Origin of the sequence: Streptomyces sp. NPDC006335 (genome assembly GCF_040612795.1) — a bacterium.
Taxonomy (GTDB): Bacteria; Actinomycetota; Actinomycetes; order Streptomycetales; family Streptomycetaceae; genus Streptomyces.
The window spans coordinates 229,896-247,894 of record NZ_JBEXQX010000014.1; the positions used below are offsets into that span (position 1 = coordinate 229,896).

Genomic DNA, 17,999 nt, shown 5'->3' on the forward strand with positions numbered 1-17,999 from the left:
CCCGCCGCGTCGGGAGGCCTGGCGGGTAGGCCGACTGTCAGCTGCTTCAAATCTGTTTCAAAGGGGACAACGGACGGAGAACGCCGATGGTGCCGCACCCCGCTCACGAATTGCGCGAATTGTGATCACCCGCTCACTCACAGCTAAAACGATGGCGTCCGCCCCGAACACCTGAGCAGAATCGGCCGATGGAACCCGTCACGCTGACCACGGACCGTCTCCTGCTGCGCCCACCCGCCTCGCAGGACACCGAGACCGTCCTCGCCGCAGCACAGGACCCCGACATCCTGCGCTGGACCACGATCCCCTCGCCCTACCTGGTGGAGCACGCCCAGAGCTTCACGGAGCAGCTCGTCCCGACGGGCTGGGCGAACGACACGATGTTCACGTGGGGGCTCTTCCTCCCCGAAGGGGAGGACCTGGTCGGCATGCTGGGACTGACCATGCGCGCACCCGGCACGGCCGAGATCGGCTACTGGGCCACCAAGGAGCACCGCGGCCACGGTTACGTCACCGAGGCCGTGCTCGCCGCCTCCCGCTGGGCCTTCACCGAGCTGTCCATCGACCGCGTGGAGTGGCGCGCGGAAGTGGGCAACCAGCCCTCCCTCGCGGTGGCCGAACGCGCCGGTTTCGTCATCGAGGGCGTCCTGCGCTCCTGTATCGCCCACCAGGGCGTGCGCCGGGACTGCTGGGTGGGCGCGCTGCTGCCGTCGGACCTGGGCCTGCCGTCGACGGCGCAGTATCTGCCCGCTCCCCGGTAGATCCGCGGATCACCTCGCGTTGTCAGTGCCGGGCCCTATCTTCGAACCCATGACGACCGCGCGCCCCACCACCGACCTCTCCGCCGACGAGGCCCGCCGTATCGCCCTGCGTGCCCAGGGCTTCCTAGGCACTCCCGACCGCCGGGCCGGAGTACGCGGCGTCCTCCGTCACCTCGGCGCGGTCCAGCTCGACACCATCTCGGTACTCGCCCGCTCCCACGAGCTGATCCCGTACGCCCGGCTCGGCGCGGTGGGCCGCAAGAAGGTGGAGGACGCCTACTGGACCACCGCTCCCGTTGGCGCGCCTCCGGCGCGACCCCACGCCTTCGAGTACTGGTCGCACGCGGCGTGCATCCTCCCCATCGAGGAATGGCCCCACTTCGCCTTCCGCCGCCGCGCCTACCGCAGCCGCCCGCACTGGAACCACCAGCTCCCGGACGGCACCTACGACCAGGTCATCAAGCAGCTCCGCACCGAAGGCCCCCTCACCGCCACGGAGTTGGGCGGCGCGAAGAAGACCAGCGAGTGGTGGGACTGGTCCGGCACCAAGGTCGCCGTCGAGCGCGCCCTGATGTACGGCGAGGTGGTCTGCGTGGAGCGCCGCAGCTGGAAGCGTGTGTACGACCTCGCCGAGCGTGCCGTCCCCGCGGACCTGCTCCATGACGAGCTGGACGACACCGAGTGCGTACGCCGCCTGGTCCAGCTGGCCGGCCGATCGCTGGGCGTCGGCACGCGCGCGGACATCGCCGACTACCACCGCCTCAAGGGCGAGCAGGTCGACGCGGTGATCGCCGACTCGGGCCTGGTGCCGGTCACGGTCGAGGGCTGGAGCAAGCCCGCCTGGGCCGACCCCGCGGCCCTGGAGACACCCCCGCGCGGCCGCCACCGCACCACGCTGCTGTCCCCGTTCGACTCCCTGATCTGGGAACGCGCGCGCACGGAGCGGATCTTCGGCTTCACCCACCGCCTGGAGGCGTACGTCCCCAAGCCCAAGCGGGTCTACGGCTATTTCGCGATGCCGGTCCTGGCAGGTGGCCGTCTGGTCGGCCGCGTCGACCCGGCCCGGGAGGGGGCCACGCTGGTGGCCAGGCAGGTCACTCTGGACGGCCCCAAGGCGGTCCCGGCGGTGGCCCAGGCTCTGGTCGAGGCGGCGAGCTGGGTGGACTGCACGGACATCCGGGTCGAGCGGGTGGACGCGCCGGAGCTGCGCGAGCCCCTCATGAAGGAGCTAGCGGATCTCTAGGATCTTCTCCCGCATCGCGTAGACCACGGCCTCCATCCTGGAGTGCAGTTGCAGCTTCTCCAGGATGTTGCGCACATGGTTCTTCACGGTGTTCTCGGAGATGAACAACTCCTTCGCGATGTCGCGGTTGTTCATCCCGGTGGCGACGAGCTTGAGGACTTCCAGCTCCCGGTCGGTCAGCCGAGGGGCCGGCACGAGACGGCGCTCGTCCGTCCGCTGGATCATCGACTTGAACTCGGTGAGCAGTTTCGACGCCATGGAGGGGCTGATCTGCGACTGGCCGTCGGCCACGGCGCGAATGGCGGTGGCCACCTCGTCCGTCGAGATCTCCTTGAGGAGATATCCGGTCGCGCCCGCCTTGATCGCGTCGTAGAGGTCGGCTTCCTCATCGCTGATCGTCAACATGATGATCTTGGCGCTGGGTGCCACTTCCTTGATGGAGGTACAGGCCTCGATCCCACCCCGCTTGGGCATCCGCACGTCCATCAGGACGATGTCCGGCAGCAGGTCGGCGGCCTTGTCGACGGCCTCGGCGCCGTCGCCCGCCTCCCCCACGACCTGGATGTCCTCCTCGGCCGCGAGCACGATCTCCAGTCCGCGCCGGAAGAGGGCGTGGTCGTCCACGACGAGGACCCGGATCGGTTCCTTGCGTGGAGAGCCCGTGTCCGCGCCCATGCCGACGACGCCGTCGCCGGCGTCCTCGCCGTGCAGCGGTCCGAAGCTGTCCGCCATCGTTCCTCCCCCTGAAGGCTGTGGCTGGTCCTGTGCCATCGCCAACCCAAGGCAACGACCCACCGGTTGGGCCGGTGGCCTCATGATTTCATGCCCGGACGACAGTGAGGTGACAGAGCGGTGCGCGAAGTGGTCGCACGCGGGTGCCCCTGGGGGCGCACACGCGCTCCAGGGGCACCGGCTCATCTGTCATCCGGCAGGGTCAGCTACCCGTCGTGTCGCCGGCCGCGGGAGAGTGCGCCCGGGCGACCATCGGGTCCGTGCTCAGGTGGATGACGCCGTAGTCGTAGGCGTGCCGCCGGTAGACGACACTCGGTTCCTTGGTCTCGGAGTCGACGAACAGATAGAAGTCGTGCCCGACCAGTTCCATCTCGTAGAGCGCCTGGTCGAGGGTCATCGGGGAGGCGACGTGGGTCTTCTCACGGACGACGAGGGGGCCTTCACCCTTGATCTCCAGCGAGCCGATCCTCTTGGTGGGCACGCCGTCCGACTCTTCCTCGTGGACGGGGAGGCCGTTGCCGTTGAGCGTCGCCGCGTCCGGGACGTGGTCGGCGACCTCGGCCGCCGTGAGCCGCCGTGCGCCCCTGCGTGTGTGGCGCTTGTCGTGCTGCTTGCGCAGCCGGGCGTCCAGCTTCTCCGCCGCCAGGTCGAGTGCCGCGTACGGGTCGCTGGCTGCCGCTTCCGCCCGGATCACCGGACCGCGGGAGCGGAGCGTGATCTCCACTCGGTCACAGCGGTCGGCCTGTCGGGGGTTCGGCTCCTTGGACACCTCGACGTCGAGGCTGATCACCTTGCCGTCGAGCTTCTGGATCTTCTCCAGCTTCAGCTTCTCGGCCACGTGCTTGCGGAACCGCTCGGGCACCTCGGTCTTGCGGCCCTTGACGACGATGTCCACGCAGAACTCCGTTCCCGGATCGCTCCGCCTCGATGCGGAGCATCTCCCTTTTGCACCAGGCTCCGGTGAGCCCCGGAACCTACGGACTCGGTGACGTCCACCTCCTCCCCCGCGGGCAAGATCTCCATTCCACCGTCGCGGGTGATGGTGGAAATCCCGCGGGCACGGCATTCGGATTTGCGAGGTGTGGCCTGCGCCTTTCTCTCACAACCGAACATATCTCGCCTGGACGGATGTCGTCACCCTCTACCGCGGCGTACCTCCGTTCAGGTGAATTGACTCTCTCGTAACCTGCAACGATGCAACTACGCAGTCAGTTCCGGTTTATTTCGAAAGAATCCGGCGAGGCCGCGACCACGGCCGCGCAGATGACGTCACCGACGCCATGGCTGCCCGTCGTTGACGCCCAGCAGCGCTCCCGGCCCATGTCCTCCTCCGCCACTGCGATCATCCGTTCCCCCATGCCTTCCCGAGTTGGGGCGGTGTACACGAGGCTCGGCGCTTCATCGCCGCATCCGGCCATCGCTCGTCCACCATGACGCCCGCTGCCCTCCCACGGCCGTTCGCCATGACGTCCGTCCGTTCTCCACTGCCCGTCCGTTCTCCACTGCCCTCGGGCCCGTTGCCCCGCTGTCACCGGCCTCCGACACTCCGGCCTCCCATGCCCCTGCCACGCACCCGCGTCCGGCCGTCGACCACCGGACCACGCTCCCATCTCCGACGGCCCACGACCTCTGTGCTCTTCTCCTCCCCGTTGCCGATGATCACGGTGCCCGCCGGTCGTCCGATCACCGCGGTGCGCGATGTCCTGCCGCGCGCTCACTGCCCGGTTCTCCCGAGCCATCTCCTCCCGGTTTGCCGCCACCACCCGCTCCCGGTTCTCCCGAGCCCTCGCTTCCCGGACGGCCCGCGCCGCCTCGGTCAGGGACGCACCCGTAGTCATCAGGTCGTCGACCAGCACGACCAGCCCCTCGGCCAGGAGCCGTCCGCCGCCGGGCACCACGGTCAGCGCGCCCTCGAGATTGTCCCTGCGCTGCCGGGAGTTGAGCCCCGACTGGTCGGCCACCCCCCGCCGCTGCCGCAGTACGGCCACCACTCGTGCCGACATCCCCGCCCGCCGCAGCTCACCTGCCGCCGCGAGCGCGATCCGCCGCGCCGGATCATGCCCCCGAGCCCGAACCGCCCGCCGCGCGGACGGCACGGGAACGAGCAAGACCGGCACACCGAGCCCCTCCGTCGCCCAACCATCACCGCTGAATGCACGGGACTGCGGGCCACCGACCCCGGCCAACGTCTCGCTATGCCGTAGGCCACCTGCGACCGGGGCTTCACCACCGGACATGTCACCCGCAGGTGGGGCTTCACCACCGGACACGCCACGCGCGGCCGGAGCCTCACCACTAGACACGTCACCCGCGCCCAGAGCCTCCGCCCCCGCCACACCGCCATCGCCATCGCTGCCGGTGCCCCTGCCGCTGCCGCTGCCGCTGCCGCTACCCAACGCACCCACACCCGCCGCGTACCCGCCCCTGCCCAGGCGGCCCCCTACAGCTGCCGTGCCACAGCCCCTACCAAAGACCTCCGCCTCCGTCGACACCTCCCCGCTGGGCACGACCACACCCCCACCCGCGCCCGCGCCCGCGCCTCCACTCAAGGCCTCTACACCCGCAGCACCTCCACTCCCAGCCCAAGCCCCCTCACCGACCCCGCCGACCGTCCCCGACCACCCGGTCCCACCGGCAGAGACCCTCGACACCCCCGTCCAACCGGTCCGGCTCCCAGACACCCCCGCCCGGCCAGCCCGCACCCCCACCCCGCCAAGCCCCACAGCCCCCGGCTCGAAAACCCCGCCGCCCTCCAACTCCCCATGGGCCCCCTCCAACTCCCCGCCCCCCGCCAAAGCCCCACAACCCGGCTCCCAGCTCCCCCGAGACCGTCCCAGCACCGACCCCTCACCCCCCGCCTCACACACCTCCCGCACAGCCGCCCGTACAGCCCCCGCCAGCGCCGTACCGAGTGGCCCCGCAAGGCCCAGCACCCCCCTCTCCTTGTGAGCCAGCAGTACCGCCCGTACCGAGTCCGCATACCGAGCCGCCGCATGTACGGCCGGCAGTCCGGGCGGTTCCGGCACCGGTCGCACCCGGCTCGGCGCGGCCCCGTCCAGGGCGGCACGGCACTCCGGACAGAGCACCGTGCGAGGCTTCCCGCAGCCTCCGCACTCGGCCGGCAGCACCAGATCAGTGAGGTCCTGCCACCACCCCCGCATGCCCACCACTGTGCCAACGCCGAAGTCGACCGACCACCCCTGTGGATAACTGCCTGTGGAAAACCCAGGGACCTTCCAACACGAACAGGAGTTCCCATTTACAAATCCCGGCCCTATACAGCTAACCGGCTGGTCGACACGCCCCCCGATTCACCCCCGTGCGCCGATTCCGGCCCACGCACCCAGCGAATCCGCGCAACCCCGAAGCCGCGAATGCCCCACCCGCCCCAAACAAAAGCGGCCACCCTCACCAGGGCCTCACCCCGGCAAAAGCGGCCGCTCCCGACAGCGCGGTCCCGTCACCTCACCCCGGATAGACCGGAGCCGTCCCGTCCGCGTCCACCTTCTGCCACTGCGCCCCGGCCGGCAGTCGTACGATCCCGTCCTCCGAGTAGGCCACCAAGGGCATCTCGTCGTCCTCGGACGCCGCGATCTCCTTCACACCCGTGAGCGCGGCCGGCGGCGGCCCCTCCGGGGTGGAGCCGTCGACCTGGACGTACCGCGTCTGCTGCACACCGCCCCGCTCGCGGCCGACCACCACGAGCCTGCTGTCGCCGGCCCACGACATGGTCGCGACCTCCTCCAGATCCGGTGTCGTGGAGCGCAGTTCCCGCACCGAGACGCTCTGCGGGTCGCCGGTCCTGCCCTCGCGCTCGATCCGCCCGATGAACAGCGACTGCTTGCCGCCCTTCTCCACGACGAGCGCGATCCGCACCCCGTCGGCGGCCACGCGCAGGTCCTTGATACGTCCGTCCAGGCCGGGGGTCTCCACGACCAGCGGCTTGCCCGCGCCCTCCTTGAACATCAGCAGTCGGGGATCGGCGGGGTTCCGGTCGGCCACCCACAGGTCGCCCTCGGTGTCCCAGCTCGGCGTGGTCAGCCGGTCCGCGTCCGTCTTGCCGCCGCTGACCAGCATCGGCTCCCCGAGCGACCCGCCCGACACCAGTGATCCGACGTACAGCTCCTTGCCGTCGACGGAGACACCGGCCGCCGTGTGCTCGTCACGAGAGACAGCCACCGACCGCAGGTCCTTTTCACCGTCGCCCAGCGCTCCTGGGACCGACACCGGCTGAGCCTTCGTACCGCTGCCGTCCGACTCGGCCGAGACCCGCACCAGCCGGTGCTCACCGTTGACGAAGTACAGGAACTCGGGGCGCTCGACCGATCCGCGCGTGGCGTCCCCGTTGGCCTCGCTCTCCGCGGCGGTACACAACTGCTTGCCGCCCGCCTGCAGTTCGACGTCGTCCACGGCAGGGGTGAGATTCTGCAGGGTGAACAGCAGTTGGGCCGCCATCGCCTTGCACTGGTCCAGGCCGACGTTCCTGGCCTTGGCGTTGAGCGGCACCGTCAGCGTGCTCCGGTCGTCGGGAGCCAGCGAGGAGACGCCGCTCCTGAGGGCCGTACCGGTGGGGAAACTCGTCCTGACGACGGGGTCGAGCCAGCTCGTCGGCCCGCTGAGCAGCGACCGCACCAACTGTGTCATCGGGTCCACGCGCTCGCGCACGTACACCGGGTCGGCGACCGCCACGGTCTGCGGGGCCGTCGCCGACCTGGTGTTCGAGGCGAAGTAGTACTTGTTGACGGACACGTAGTTCCGCTGGAAGTCCGACTTCCCCATGACGACACCCCGCGGAGGGCTGTCGATCCGCCACTGCTTGGTCTTCTTGTCGTGGACGAGGTGCACGGTCTCCCGGTACTCGCCCGACGCCGGCGTGTACGACTGCTGCGCGTCCACCACGGCCACCTTGGTGCCGACCAGCGTGAACGACGTGTCCTCACCCTGCTCCCGGTCCACGGGCGGCACGACGTCGGCACCGGGCCCGTCGTCGAGCACGGTGGTGGAAAGCCCAGGCTGCCACTGCTTCGCCGCGCTCGGGGTCAGGTACTGGCGGGCCGTCTCGTAGTTCGGATCGTCGCTGGTCAGCGCCTCCAAGAAGCCCTGCACGATGTCCGTGGGCTCGGCGTCCTCCTGCGGCGGCATCGCGAAGACCCGCACCTGCGTGTCCTGGCGCGGCGTGGAGTCCACCCCGCGCAGATCCCCGCTGTCCGGCATGGAGGCGCACCCCGCCAGCAGTACGACGCCACAGGCGACGTAGACCGCCGCGCGCCCCGGCGTGCGCCGGCCGCCTCCCTCGCGGTCAGCGTCCACGGAATGCCTCCCCCTGCTGTTCGTACGACTCCTGCGCCCCGGAGTCCGAGCGGCCGCCGGTCTCAGCACCGGGCGTGTCCCCCGCGGCCGAACCTTCCGGCCGCCGAGCACCTGACGTCGGCCGGGGCACCACGCGCGCGCCATTGCCGGGCAGCGCCGTCGGATCGGCCGTGGGGGTCGCCGTGCCCGCCCGGGGCACTATCGGATCCCGCGCGGTCACCTGATCGCCCTTCGGCTGGACCGGAACGGTGGCCGCCTTGTCACCGCCCCCGCGCGGCAGGCCGGCGTCATCGAGTCCACGGTTGCGCCGCGAGTCCTTGGGCTCCAACGGTATCGGCGAGCCCCGCAACGGCTCGTCCGCCGTCCTGGGCAGCGTCAGCCGGAACTGGGAGCCGCCGCCCGGCTCACCCCACGCCTGGAGCCAGCCTCCGTGCAGCCGGGCGTCCTCCAGGGCGATGGACAGGCCGAGCCCCGTGCCGCCTGTGGTACGCGCGCGTGCCGGGTCGGCCCGCCAGAAGCGGCTGAACACGCGCGTGGCCTCGCCGGGCTTGAGCCCGACCCCGTAGTCGCGCACCGCGACCGCGACCGCCCCGCCCGCCGCGGCCAGCTTGACCACGACGTCCTTGCCCTCACCGTGCTCCACGGCGTTGACGACGAGATTGCGCAGCACCCGCTCCACCCGACGGGCGTCGGCCTCGGCGACGACCGGCTGCTGGTCGCCCACGATCCGGACCGTCGTGCCCTTGCGCTCGGCGAGCGGTGCGGCCCCGCTGACGACCCGCCGCACGACCTCCCTGAGGTCTATCGGCTCGGCCTCCAGCGCCGCCGCACCCGCGTCGAACCGGCTGATCTCCAGCAGGTCCGCGAGCAAGGTCTCGAACCGGTCGAGCTGGTCGGCGAGCAGTTCGGCCGACCGCGCGGTCATCGGATCGAAGTCCTCGCGCGCGTCATGGATGACGTCGGCGGCCATCCGTACGGTCGTCAGCGGCGTCCGCAGCTCGTGCGACACGTCCGACACGAACCGCCGCTGCATCCTCGACAGGTCCTCCAGCTGCTGGATCTTGAGCTGAAGGTTCTGCGCCATCTTGTTGAAGGCCTCGCCGAGCCGCGCGATGTCGTCCTCGCCGGTGACCTTCATCCGCTCCTGGAGGCGCCCGGCGGACAGCCGCTCGGCGATCCCGGCCGCCATCCGCACCGGCGTCACGACCTGCCGCACCACGAGCCAGGCGATGGCTCCGAGCAGTACGACGACGAAGAGCCCGGCGGTCGCCAGGGTGCCCTTGACCAGGCTGAGCGACTTCTCCTCCTGGGTGAGCGGGAAGAGGTAGTAAAGCTGGTACGGGTCGCCGTTGGGGTCGTTGACCTGCTTGCCGATGACCAGGGCCGGCTGGGACTCCTCGTCGGCGTCGTAGACGATGCGGGTGTAGCTCTGCGCGGCGGCCGTACTGTCGTCGACCTTCTCGCGCAGCGCCTCGGGCACGCTGGCCGTCGGATCGACGTCGCCGGAGGCGCGCGGCCCGCGCCCGCTCCCGCTGTCGCCGCCCACCGGCAGGGTCACCACGTCGAAGGCGCCCTGACCGCCGCTGGAGAGCGAGTAGACGAGGTTGCTCATCCACTCGATGACGAACTGGTCGGACCGACCGTCCGCCGCAGCCGTGTCGTCGGTCCCGGCGTCGGCCTCCTCCGCCTTCTGCCTGGCCACCGCGAACCCGCCGGTGGCCTGGCTCTGCGACGCCTTGACCTTGGCGTCGAGGAGACCATTGCGCACCTGACCGATGACGACGAAACCCAGCAGAAGGACCACGCCGAGCGACATCAGCAGGGTCGTGACGACGACCTTGAGCTGGATGTTGCGCCGCCACAACCGCATCACGGGCAGCAGCGGCCGACGTACCCAGCGCATGAAGAGCCTCAGGACCGGGCTGCCCTGGACGCCGCCCTGGAGCAGGCCGCCCTCGAGGAACCGCCCCCAGCGGGAGCCGGCCCTCTTCCGCCCGACAGGCCGCCCCGTACTCACCCCGGTCCGCCCGGGCGACGAAGCGGCGCTGTCTCCGGACATGTCAGCTTGGCCCTGCCTTGTAACCCACACCACGGACGGTCACCACGATCTCCGGCCGCTCCGGGTCCTTCTCGACCTTGGAACGCAGCCGCTGCACATGCACGTTGACGAGCCGGGTGTCGGCGGCGTGCCGGTAACCCCACACCTGTTCGAGCAGCACCTCACGCGTGAACACCTGCCACGGCTTGCGCGCGAGCGCGACCAGCAGGTCGAACTCCAGCGGCGTCAGCGCGATCGACTGCCCTTCCCGCTTCACGGAGTGGCCGGCCACATCGATGACCAGGTCACCGATGGCCAGCTGCTCGGGAGCCGGCTCCTCCGACCGGCGAAGCCGCGCCCTGATCCGGGCCACGAGCTCCTTCGGCTTGAACGGCTTCACGATGTAGTCGTCGGCACCGGACTCCAGGCCCACGACGACATCCACGGTGTCGCTCTTGGCCGTCAGCATCACGATCGGCACCCCGGACTCCGCCCTGATCAGACGGCACACCTCGATACCGTCCCGCCCGGGCAGCATCAGATCCAGCAGCACCAGATCCGGCTTGGCCTCTCGGAACGCGGCCAGCGCCTTGTCACCGTCGGCTACGAAAGACGGCTCAAAACCTTCACCACGCAGCACAATGCCCAGCATCTCGGCAAGTGCGGTGTCGTCGTCGACGACAAGGACTCGTCCCTTCATAAACGACATCATCCCATTCTCATAACAGTGGTGAAGGCAGTGGTGAGACAGCTCACCGACCAGTGACCTTAGTCGTACCGGACGGTCACTGTCTGCCTCGACCGCCGCCATGGACGCGGCCCGCGATGTCGGGCGCGATGCGTGGCCACCGCACCCGCGTCAGCTCATCGTCACCTCCCGCGCCCTCGCACACAGCTCGGCAAGAGCCTCAGCCGTCACCGGCGACACCACGCCCTCCTCCGTGACGATCGCCGTCACCAGCTCCGGCGGCGTCACGTCGAAGGCCGGGTTGTACGCCTGCGTCCCCAGCGGCGCCACCGGAATCCCGCCGCCCGCCTCGGCCCCCGCCACCGGCGCCTGGGGCGCCACGATCTCGGTCACCTCGTGCCCGGCCCGCTGCTCCACCTCGATCGACGCCCCGTCCGGCGTCTCCGGATCCACCGTGGTCACCGGCGCCACCACGATGAACGGCACATGGTGGTACCGCGCGAGCACCGCCAGTGGATAACTCCCCACCTTGTTCGCCACCGAGCCGTCGGCCGCGATCCGGTCGGCCCCGATCAGCACCGCGTCCACCTCCCCCGCCGCGAACAGCGAGCCCGCCGCGTTGTCGGTCAGCAAGGTGTACGCCATCCCGCTGCGCGCCGCCTCGTACGCCGTCAGCCGGGCGCCCTGGAGCAGCGGACGCGTCTCGTCCACCCACAGCCGCCGCAGCCGCCCCGCGCGGTGAGCCGCGAGCGCCACCGCGAACGCCGTGCCCTCGCCGCCCGACACCAGCGAACCGGTGTTGCAGTGCGTCAGGATCCGGTGGCCGCCGCCCGGCAGCAGCTCGTCCAGCAGGGCCAGCCCACGCTCGGCCATCGCGGCACTGGCCGCCGCGTCCTCCCGGTGCAGCCTGCGCGCCGCGGCCAGCGCCGCCCCGGCCGCCAGTTCCTGGTCACCGCTCTTGCCGAGCTCGGCCCGGTAGGCGGCCTCGGCTCTGCGTACCCCGACAGCGAGGTTCACGGCAGTCGGACGCGCACCCGCCAGCCCGGTCGCCGCCTCCTCCACGTCGAACCCGCGCGCGGCGGCAAGCGCGACCCCGTACGCCCCCGCGATGCCGAGCAACGGCGCCCCGCGCACGGCGAGCGAACGGATCGCCTCCACCAGCGCGGACGCGTCCGTACAGACCAGTTCGACCTCCTCGGCCGGCAGCCTCGTCTGGTCGAGAAGCACCAGCACGGGGCCTTCGGGTGGCTCCTCCCAGCGGATCGCCGGGATCTCGGTGGGCTTGCTGTCCTCGCCGGTTTGCACGTACTGATCAGCCATGCGATCAGTCTGCCCCTTGTCCGCCGGAGTATTGAAGGTGCGCAGCCCATACCGCGGCTGGTCCCTCGCCGACCACCCCATGGCACGATGGCTGCCAACCTGCCGCCGCGACCGCGGACGGGCACCGTGAAGGAGCGACGATGAACGACACTCCGGGCTGGGCCTCGCCCGGATCCGCCCCGTCCGACGGGCACGAGCCCGGCACGTCCGGTCCCGCCGAGCCCGCCGCCCGGCCAGACACTGAGAAGCCCGCGCAGCAGCCGGAGGACAACCCGCAGGGCGCCGGCTCGAAGTGGTCCCAGGAGCAGCCCCCGGCCGGTCAATGGTCCGCCCCCACCGGCCCCGCCGCTCCTCCCGGACAGGCCCCTCCGCCCCCACCGCCCGGCCCGGGCTGGGGCACACAGCCCCCTGCGGGCCCGCCCGGTGGCTACAGCCCTCCCCCGGGCTGGGGCGGCGGCTACGGCGGCTGGGGCGGCCCCCCACCCGCGGCCAAGCCCGGCGTGATCCCGCTGCGCCCGCTCGGCGTGGGCGAGATCCTCGACGGCGCGGTCTCCACCATGCGCACCTACTGGCGGACGGTCCTCGGTATCTCCCTGACCGTCGCCGTCGTGACCGAGGTCCTCGTCATCCTGCTCCAGGGCTTCGTCCTGAACGACAGCGCGGGGACCGAGGCCCTCAACGACCCCAGCGCCAGCGCCGACGAGCTGACCCGCGCCCTGGGCGAGACCATGCTCGGTTCCACCGTCGTCTTCCTGATCTCCCTGATCGGCACGATCGCTGCGACCGCGATGCTGACGACCGTCACCAGCCGGGCCGTCCTCGGCAGGCCGGTCACCACCGGTGAGGCCTGGCGTGACGCCCGCCCGCAGGTGCCCAGGCTGTTCGGCCTGATCTTCCTGCTGATGCTCATCGCCTTCGGCCTGTTCGCCGTCGGGGCGCTGCCCGGCATTCTCGTGGCCGCCGCGGGCTCCGACGGCGGCGGTATCGCCCTCGTGATCCTGGGCGTCCTCGGCGCCGGCGTCGTCGCGCTGTGGCTGATGATCCGCTTCTCCCTGGCCTCGCCCGCTCTGATGCTGGAGAAGCAGAGCATCGTGAAGTCGATGAGCCGCTCCACGAAGCTGGTCCGCGGTTCCTGGTGGCGGGTCCTCGGCATCCAACTGCTGGCCGGGATCATCGCGAACATCGTCGCGGCGATCGTCGTCATCCCCTTCACCTTCCTCGCCGCGGCGCTCAGCGGCGAAGGTGTCGGCGGCTTCGTCAACGGCACTGGCGACCTCGGCTGGACGTTCCTCATCATCAGCGGCATCGGCTCGGTGATCGGCTCCACCATCACCTTCCCGATCTCGGCGGGCGTCACCGTGCTCCTCTACATCGACCAGCGCATTCGCCGCGAGGCCCTCGACCTCGAACTGGCCCGCGCGGCCGGCGTCCAGGGCTACGGCACCGGCGCCACTCCCGGGAGCTGATGCGGTGAACCTGCCGGGGGGAGTGCTCACCATGCTGCGCGCCGTCGACACCTCCGTGCTGTCCCTGGCGCGGTCCGCCGACGAACCGCCGCTGACGACCCCGCGCGACCCCGCGCGGGAGGCGGCCCGCCGCGAACTGTCCAAGCGCATGTACCACGAGAACGACCCCAGTTGGTTCCAGCGCGCCCTCAACGCGTTCTGGGACTGGGTCGACAAGTTGTTCAACGCCGCCTCGTCGGCGACACCGGGCGGAGCACTCGGGCTGGTCGTCGTCATCGCCGCGATCATCCTGGTCGTCGGCGCACTGTGGTGGCGCCTGGGCACCCCGAGCCGCGGGCCCGCCTCCTCAGCCGCCCTGTTCGACGACCGCCCCCGCAGCGCCGCCGACCACCGTTCGGCCGCCGAGGCACACGCAGCCCAGGGCCACTGGAACCAGGCCGTCCAGGAGCGCATGCGCGCGATCGTGCGCTCCCTGGAGGAACGCGCCCTCCTCGACATCCGTCCCGGCCGCACCGCGGACGAGGCCGCCGCGGAAGCGGGCCGCGCCCTGCCCTCCCACACCGACCGGCTGCGTTCCGCCGCCCGGGACTTCGACGACGTCACGTACGGCGGCAGGGCCGCGACCGAGCAGTCGTACCACCGCATCGCCGAACTCGACCGCGACCTGGAACGCACCAAGCCAGTACTGACGAACAGCACGAGCAGCCACAGCGCGGACCACAACGCCCGCCAGGGAGCCGCCGAATGACCACCGAGGCCACGCTCCCGTCCACCTCGGCCTCGCCCACCGCCCGTCAGGTGTGGACCCGCGCGCGAGGCGTCGCACTTGCCCTCGTCCTGCTCCTCGTCGCGGCTGTGGTGATCGCGGCGATCCGCTCCACCGAACGCCACGGCAGCCTCGACCCGCGCTCCGCGGACCCCTTCGGCAGCCGTGCAGTCGCCGAACTCCTCGCCGACCGAGGCGTCGACACCCGCGTGGTCACCACCCTGGACGAGGCGCGCGCCGCCGCCGGCCCCGACACCACGCTCCTGGTCGCCGTACCCGACCTCCTGACGCACCGCCAGCAGAGCCGACTGCACTCCGCGACCTCCGACTCCGACGGGCGCACCGTCCTCGTCGCCCCCGGCAGCTGGTCCGTCGAACGGCTGGCCCCCGGCGTCGTCGCCGACCCCGCCACCAGCCTCGACTCGACACTCTCCCCCGACTGCGACCTGCCGGCGGCCCGGCGCGCGGGCACCGCCGACACCGGCGGCATCCGCTACACCGTCACCCACCCCGGCAACGACGAGTGCTACCCGAGCGAACGCCTGCCCACCCTGGTGCGCGTCCCGGCGGCCTCCGGGGACGGCGACACCGTCGTACTCGGAGCGCCCGACATCCTCTACAACGACACCCTCGACGAGCAGGGCAACGCCTCGCTCGCCCTCCAACTCCTCGGCTCCCGCCCCCATCTGGTCTGGTACCTCCCCTCGCTCTCCGATTCCTCCACCGCCGACCCCGGCGAGGAAAAGGGCTTCCTCGACCTGCTCCCCTCGGGCTGGCTCTGGGGCACGCTCCAGCTCTTCTTCGCGGCAGCACTGGCCGCCCTGTGGCGGGCACGCCGACTCGGCCCCCTGGTGCCCGAGAAACTTCCCGTGGCGATCCGCGCCTCCGAGACCGTCGAAGGCCGCGCCCGCCTCTACCGCAAGGCCAACGCCCGCGACCGCGCGGCCGCCGCTCTTCGCTCCACCACCCGCACCCGCCTCGCCCCCCTCGTAGGCGTCCCCGTCACCCAGGCGCACGCACCCGAAGCCCTGCTCCCCGCCCTGTCCGCCCATCTCCGCAGCGACGGTGACGGGCAGCCCCTGCACTCCCTGCTCTTCGGCCCGCCGTCCGGCGACGACGCAGCCCTCATCTCCCTAGCCGACCAACTCGACGCCCTCGAAAGAGAGGTACGCCGTTCATGATGGACCCGACCACTGACAACGCCGGGAGCACCGGGAACCCGGACACCGCCCGGGCCGCACTGGAAGCCCTGCGCGCCGAGATCGCCAAAGCCGTGGTCGGCCAGGACCCCGCCGTGACCGGTCTTGTCGTCGCCCTCCTCTGCCGCGGACACGTACTACTGGAAGGAGTCCCTGGGGTCGCCAAAACGTTGCTCGTCCGCGCCCTCGCATCCGCACTGGAACTCGACACCAAACGCGTCCAGTTCACTCCCGACCTCATGCCGAGCGACGTGACGGGCTCCCTGGTCTACGACACCCGCAGCGCCGAGTTCTCCTTCCAGCCCGGCCCGGTCTTCACCAACCTCCTCCTCGCGGACGAGATCAACCGCACCCCACCGAAGACCCAGTCGTCCCTCCTGGAAGCCATGGAGGAGCGCCAGGTCACGGTCGACGGCACCCCACGCCTCCTTCCCGACCCCTTCCTCGTCGCCGCCACCCAGAACCCGGTGGAGTACGAGGGCACCTACCCCCTCCCCGAAGCCCAGTTGGACCGTTTCCTCCTCAAGCTCACGATCCCGCTCCCCTCCCGCCAGGACGAGATCGACGTCCTCACCCGCCACGCCGAGGGCTTCAACCCCCGCGACCTCAAAGCCGCCGGCCTACGCCCCGTGGCAGGGCCCGCCGACCTCGAGGCCGCACGTGCGGCAGTCGCGAAAACGACCGTCTCCCCCGAGATCACCGCGTACGTCGTCGACATCTGCCGAGCCACCCGCGAGTCCCCGTCCCTCACCCTGGGCGTCTCCCCGCGCGGCGCCACGGCCCTCCTGGCCACCTCGCGCGCGTGGGCATGGCTCACCGGCCGCGACTACGTCATCCCCGACGACGTGAAGGCCCTGGCCCTCCCGACCCTCCGCCACCGCGTACAACTGCGCCCTGAGGCCGAGATGGAGGGCGTGACGGCCGACTCCGTCATCAACGCGATCCTCGCCCACGTCCCGGTCCCCCGCTGATGGCCTTCACCGGACGCGCCGCACTCCTCGCAGCTCTGGGCTCCCTCCCCGTCGGCATCTGGGAACCAAGCTGGACAGGCATCCTCGCGGTCAACGCCCCCCTCGCAGTGGCCTGCGCCTGCGACTTCGCCCTGGCGGCACCCGTACGACGCCTCGGCCTGACCCGGTCCGGCGACACCTCCGCCCGCCTGGGCGAGACGGCCGACGTCACCCTCACGGTCACAAACCCGTCCGCCCGCCCACTCCGCGCCCAAGTCCGCGACGCCTGGCCCCCCAGCAGTTGGCAGCCCGGCACGGAGGTGGAAGCCTCCCGCCACCGGTTGACGGTCCCGGCCGGCGAACGCCGCCGCCTCACCACTCGCCTACGCCCCACCCGCCGCGGTGACCGCCACGCGGACCGAGTGACGATTCGCTCCTACGGCCCCCTCCGGCTCTTCTCCCGCCAGGGCACACACAAGGTCCCCTGGACGGTCCGCGTCCTGCCCCCGTTCACCAGCCGCAAGCACCTCCCCTCAAAGCTCGCCCGCCTACGCGAGCTCGACGGCCGCACCAGCGTCCTCACCCGCGGCGAGGGCACAGAATTCGACAGCTTGCGCGAGTACGTCCCCGGCGACGACACCCGTTCCATCGACTGGCGAGCGACAGCCCGCCAGACCTCCGTCGCCGTGCGCACCTGGCGCCCCGAACGCGACCGCCACATCCTCGTCGTCCTCGACACCGGCCGCACATCAGCAGGCCGTGTCGGCGACGCCCCCCGCCTCGACGCCTCCATGGACGCGGCCCTGCTCCTGGCAGCCCTCGCCTCCCGCGCCGGCGACCGCGTGGACCTCCTCGCATACGACCGCGGAGTACGCGCCCTGGTCCAGGGCCGAACAGCCAACGACCTGCTCCCCTCGCTGGTCAACGCGATGGCCACTCTCGAACCCGAACTCGTCGAAACGAACGCCCGGGGCCTCACCGCCACGGCCCTGCGTACGGCCCCTCGCCGCTCTTTGATCGTGCTGCTCACCAGTCTCGACGCCGCGCCCATCGAGGAAGGCCTGCTACCTGTCCTTCCTCAGCTCACCCAACGGCACACTGTCCTTCTGGCCTCAGTGGCGGATCCCTATATCGCCCGCATGGCCACGGCTCGCGGCAACGCTGACGCTGTCTACGAGGCCGCGGCCGCTGCCCAGGCCCAGACGGAACGCCATCGCACGGCGGAACAACTCCGCCGCCACGGAGTAACTGTCGTCGACGCGACACCGGACGACCTGGCTCCAGCTCTGGCCGACGCATATCTGGCGCTGAAAGCAGCGGGTCGCCTGTAAACAAAGAAGGGGGCGCAAAGCGCCCCCTCAAGAAAAATACACCTAACCCGTAACACAAAAGGGCCCACACCATGAGGTGTGGGCCCTTTCATTAAAAGGAGTTCGGCGGTGTCCTACTCTCCCACAGGGTCCCCCCTGCAGTACCATCGGCGCTGTAAGGCTTAGCTTCCGGGTTCGGAATGTAACCGGGCGTTT

13 protein-coding genes, 1 rRNA gene and 2 pseudogenes are annotated in these 17,999 nt (G+C 70.9%); 7 read left to right on the forward strand and 9 right to left on the reverse strand.

What is annotated here, in order from left to right:
- Window positions 1-188: 188 nt before the first annotated feature.
- Together ABZ098_RS32505 and ABZ098_RS32510 are read left to right on the forward strand one after the other, a co-directional pair.
- The gene (locus ABZ098_RS32505; RefSeq protein ID WP_356597267.1) at window positions 189-761 is read left to right on the forward strand and encodes a GNAT family N-acetyltransferase; all 573 of its coding nucleotides are present in this window, start codon (window positions 189-191) and stop codon (window positions 759-761) included.
- Between the two features lie 49 nt (window positions 762-810).
- A complete protein-coding gene (locus ABZ098_RS32510) occupies window positions 811-2,004 on the forward strand; it encodes a crosslink repair DNA glycosylase YcaQ family protein (protein ID WP_356597269.1) in 1,194 nt (397 codons plus the stop codon).
- On the opposite strand, the gene ABZ098_RS32515 is transcribed toward ABZ098_RS32510, so the two are convergent.
- The 8 genes and pseudogenes from ABZ098_RS32515 to mtnA form a co-directional block, all read right to left on the reverse strand.
- Complete coding sequence (locus ABZ098_RS32515) at window positions 1,990-2,736, reverse strand: response regulator transcription factor (RefSeq protein WP_356597271.1); 747 nt, start codon at window positions 2,734-2,736, stop codon at window positions 1,990-1,992. The genes ABZ098_RS32510 and ABZ098_RS32515 overlap by 15 nt on opposite strands.
- Before the next feature lie 202 nt (window positions 2,737-2,938).
- A complete protein-coding gene (gene raiA / locus ABZ098_RS32520) occupies window positions 2,939-3,631 on the reverse strand; it encodes a ribosome-associated translation inhibitor RaiA (RefSeq protein WP_356597273.1) in 693 nt (230 codons plus the stop codon).
- An 892-nt stretch (window positions 3,632-4,523) separates the two neighbouring features.
- Window positions 4,524-4,973, reverse strand: a pseudogene (locus ABZ098_RS32525) (ComF family protein); the annotation flags it as partial.
- A gap of 636 nt (window positions 4,974-5,609) precedes the next feature.
- Window positions 5,610-5,897, reverse strand: a pseudogene (locus ABZ098_RS32530) (ComF family protein); the annotation flags it as partial.
- Between the two features lie 304 nt (window positions 5,898-6,201).
- Entirely contained in the window at window positions 6,202-8,046 is a 1,845-nt protein-coding gene (locus ABZ098_RS32535; RefSeq protein ID WP_356597275.1) for an LpqB family beta-propeller domain-containing protein, read from the reverse strand.
- Window positions 8,036-10,105: an MtrAB system histidine kinase MtrB gene (gene mtrB / locus ABZ098_RS32540; RefSeq protein WP_356597277.1), complete on the reverse strand. Its 2,070-nt coding sequence runs from the start codon at window positions 10,103-10,105 to the stop codon at window positions 8,036-8,038. Before mtrB ends, ABZ098_RS32535 begins: the two co-directional genes overlap by 11 nt.
- Before the next feature lies 1 nt (window position 10,106).
- A complete protein-coding gene (gene mtrA / locus ABZ098_RS32545) occupies window positions 10,107-10,796 on the reverse strand; it encodes a two-component system response regulator MtrA (RefSeq protein ID WP_187281934.1) in 690 nt (229 codons plus the stop codon).
- 147 nt (window positions 10,797-10,943) lie between these two features.
- The gene (mtnA, locus tag ABZ098_RS32550) at window positions 10,944-12,092 is read right to left on the reverse strand and encodes an S-methyl-5-thioribose-1-phosphate isomerase (protein ID WP_356597279.1); all 1,149 of its coding nucleotides are present in this window, start codon (window positions 12,090-12,092) and stop codon (window positions 10,944-10,946) included.
- 140 nt (window positions 12,093-12,232) lie between these two features.
- Here mtnA and ABZ098_RS32555 point away from each other — a divergent pair, with 140 nt between their 5' ends.
- The 5 genes from ABZ098_RS32555 to ABZ098_RS32575 are packed head-to-tail and all read left to right on the forward strand — an operon-like array spanning window position 12,233 to window position 17,804.
- Window positions 12,233-13,558 (forward strand): glycerophosphoryl diester phosphodiesterase membrane domain-containing protein, encoded by a 1,326-nt coding sequence (locus ABZ098_RS32555; RefSeq protein ID WP_356597281.1) that lies wholly within the window; start codon window positions 12,233-12,235, stop codon window positions 13,556-13,558.
- A 31-nt stretch (window positions 13,559-13,589) separates the two neighbouring features.
- Window positions 13,590-14,306, forward strand: coding sequence for a DUF4129 domain-containing protein (locus ABZ098_RS32560; RefSeq protein ID WP_356597301.1), 717 nt, complete (start codon window positions 13,590-13,592; stop codon window positions 14,304-14,306).
- Window positions 14,303-15,505: a DUF4350 domain-containing protein gene (locus ABZ098_RS32565; protein ID WP_356597283.1), complete on the forward strand. Its 1,203-nt coding sequence runs from the start codon at window positions 14,303-14,305 to the stop codon at window positions 15,503-15,505. The genes ABZ098_RS32560 and ABZ098_RS32565 overlap by 4 nt, the downstream gene beginning before the upstream one ends.
- A complete protein-coding gene (locus tag ABZ098_RS32570) occupies window positions 15,505-16,494 on the forward strand; it encodes a MoxR family ATPase (RefSeq protein ID WP_356597285.1) in 990 nt (329 codons plus the stop codon). Before ABZ098_RS32565 ends, ABZ098_RS32570 begins: the two co-directional genes overlap by 1 nt.
- Window positions 16,494-17,804, forward strand: a complete 1,311-nt coding sequence (locus ABZ098_RS32575; RefSeq protein ID WP_356597287.1) for a DUF58 domain-containing protein — start codon at window positions 16,494-16,496, stop codon at window positions 17,802-17,804. The genes ABZ098_RS32570 and ABZ098_RS32575 overlap by 1 nt, the downstream gene beginning before the upstream one ends.
- A 100-nt stretch (window positions 17,805-17,904) precedes the next feature.
- On the opposite strand, the gene rrf is transcribed toward ABZ098_RS32575, so the two are convergent.
- Window positions 17,905-17,999, reverse strand: a 5S ribosomal RNA gene (gene rrf / locus ABZ098_RS32580); the annotation flags it as partial.